Source organism: Thiohalophilus sp. (assembly GCF_031581315.1).
GTDB lineage: Bacteria > Pseudomonadota > Gammaproteobacteria > UBA6429 > Thiohalophilaceae > Thiohalophilus.
This window is the reverse complement of sequence record NZ_JAVLAZ010000111.1, coordinates 1-2,603: the sequence shown is the minus strand read 5'-3', so window position 1 is coordinate 2,603 and position 2,603 is coordinate 1. Positions and strand designations below refer to the sequence as shown.

Here is a 2,603-nt window from a genome sequence, read left to right as displayed (position 1 = left end):
TTTCCTACAAGATTTTCAGCCAATCCCTACACCACATTCAGCGTTGTCCTACAGCCATTTCGGGGTGGGTTCACTATGCTGTTTCCCCAACAAGGACGTTGTACGTGATAGGGATATCACACCCAAAAGCCCCGCCCGGCAAGGATGCCGCGGCGGGCATTTTTTTGCCCATCTGTGCTCTGAGTAGTTATGACCTGGAACTTGTTATTGTGGGAGCGGCTTACAGCCGCGATTCGAGAGAAGGGGCACATCCCCTGGTCGCCTATAACCATGTTCAAGCCCCCTGGGCTATGACCCGGCACCCACAGCACTCAGAACTCAGAACTTGCCCCCCTCGGAGTTTGATCTCACGATATTTACGTGCTACACGTATTATCGTGCAATCAGGAAGCCCGTCATCATGAAACAGAATATTACCCTTTCTATTGATAAGGAAATACTGACAAAGCTCAAAGTGATCGCTGCCCGGCGTTCTACCTCGGTGAGTCGATTATTGACTGAGGAGCTGGTTCAGATCGTGCGTGATGTCGATCACTATGAGCAGAGCCGGCGCCGTGCCCTGCGAGCCCTGGATTCGGGATTCCACTTCGGCGGTCAGCCAGTGAGCCGGGATGAGTTGCATGAGCGTTAAGCAGTTCGTTGATACAAATATCCTGATTTACGCGCATGATCTGGATGCCGGAGAGAAATACCAGCGTGCCGCCAGATTGGTCCGTGACTTGTGGGAAAACGGCGAGGGCGTAATCAGTATTCAGGTGCTGCAGGAATTCTATGTGACGATCACCCGTAAAATTCCACAGCCCTTGTCGTATGCCAGCGCACGAGAACTGGTTGAGGCGTATTGTGCCTGGCAGCTGGAGTGCCCCGCGGCGAGGACGGTTCTGGTCGCTTCCGAGATTCAGGAACGAAACGGATTGTCATTCTGGGATGCGATGATCGTCGCCACTGCAGTGCAGGCCAGAGCCGAAGTGCTCTTCTCGGAAGATATGAACCACGGACAGTTTATTGAAGGAATTCGCATTGAGAATCCATTCCTGCATTAAAGCCCGATAACCCGCAATACTCAGCACTTGGCACTATATTATTGTGGGAGGGGCTTACAGCCGCGATTCGAGAGAAGGGGCACATCCCGGGTCCGCCAATAACCACGTTCAAGCCTCCCTGGCCTATGACTAAGAACTCAGAACTTATCCTTCCGCTCCCCGAAAGTCCGACAGGAACGCCCTGATTCTCACTAAAAACAAGGCTTTACACATCTGTGACATTTCACTAGTATCATGTTCAAGTCTTGAACAGACTGGCCGCTAAGGTCAGTAACCCCGCGAAGCGTCAGGATACCTGTCTATATCAGTCCGGTTTTATCGCGGGAATAAATGCAAGTCATTGATTTTATTCATGCTGTACCCCGCACGGCAGGGCGGTAGCGTGCCCAAATGCCGGGCAGGCCCGATAAAGCAAGCCTATATCGGGCAAACCCACTCAGAACTCAGAACTCAGAACTCAGAACTCAGAACTCAGAACTCAGAACTCAGAACTATTATTTTGTTGACAGATGAGACCCGCTACAAGCTGTTCAAACTGCTGGAAGAAAATCCCGGCATGAACCAGCGCGAGCTGGCCAACGAGCTGGGTATCAGCCTGGGTAAGACCAATTACTGCCTTAAAGCCCTGATCGAAAAAGGCTGGGTCAAGGCGGGCAATTTTCGTCAGAACCCGCACAAATTAAAGTATGCCTATCTTCTGACCCCCAAGGGCGTGGAAGAAAAGACTCGCGTGACCCTGAGCTTTTTAAAACGCAAGCAACAAGAATACGAACAGCTGCTTGATGAACTGGAAGAATTGCGCGAAGAAGCCGCGGCCCTCAAGCCGCTTGAGGAAGGGGAGTCGTAAGGATGCATCACTGGTACGTGATCCAGACCAAGCCCAAAAAAGAATCCGTGGCCGTCGATAACCTCGAACGTCAGGGCTACACCACTTATTTCCCGAAGATGGCCCAGGCCAAACGCCGGCGCCAGCGCTGGCAGAAAATTATCGAGCCGCTGTTTCCCCGCTACCTGTTCGTCCAGCTGGCGATAGGCATCGATGACTTCGCCCCCATTCGCTCGACCCTGGGGGTACTGAACATGGTCCGCTTCGGCAACGAACCGGCCACCATCGCGCAACAGACGATCGACGCCATCCACCAGCAGGAACAGATCCTGCTCGGTGAACCGGGCGAGCAACCCGGCTGGCGGCCGGGCGACAAGGTCCAGGTCGTGGAAGGCGCCTTTACCGGCCTCAACGGCGTTTTTGAAAAAGCCAGCGGCACCGAACGGGTCATCATCCTGCTGGACATGCTGGGACGCCAGAACCGCGTCACCGTCGAAACCCACGACATCGTCCCGGCCCGCTAGTCATTGTAGGAGGGGCTTGCAGCCGCGACTCGAGAACAGGGGCATGACCGTCGCCGATGGGTCGCTCACGGCATCCATGCCGCCCACGACATTAGTCCATCCCTGTACGTCAATCGCCTCCCACCAGAGAGAGGGTTTGTAGGAGGGGCTTGCAGCCGCGACTCGAGAACAGGGGCACGACCGTCGCCGATGGCATCGCCTCCCACCAGA

4 protein-coding genes are annotated in these 2,603 nt (G+C 54.5%); all 4 read left to right on the top strand.

Annotated features, from left to right (window positions below; all coding sequences use genetic code 11):
- Positions 1-400: 400 nt before the first annotated feature.
- Complete coding sequence (locus RI563_RS12000; protein WP_310694620.1) at positions 401-631, top strand: DUF6364 family protein; 231 nt, start codon at positions 401-403, stop codon at positions 629-631.
- Positions 621-1,043, top strand: coding sequence for a PIN domain-containing protein (locus RI563_RS11995; RefSeq protein WP_310694619.1), 423 nt, complete (start codon positions 621-623; stop codon positions 1,041-1,043). Before RI563_RS12000 ends, RI563_RS11995 begins: the two co-directional genes overlap by 11 nt.
- Positions 1,044-1,545: 502 nt before the next feature.
- Entirely contained in the window at positions 1,546-1,890 is a 345-nt protein-coding gene (locus RI563_RS11990; RefSeq protein WP_317622892.1) for a MarR family EPS-associated transcriptional regulator, read from the top strand.
- A 2-nt stretch (positions 1,891-1,892) separates the two neighbouring features.
- Positions 1,893-2,393: a transcription/translation regulatory transformer protein RfaH gene (gene rfaH, locus RI563_RS11985; protein WP_310694617.1), complete on the top strand. Its 501-nt coding sequence runs from the start codon at positions 1,893-1,895 to the stop codon at positions 2,391-2,393.
- The last annotated feature ends 210 nt before the right edge of the window (positions 2,394-2,603 follow it).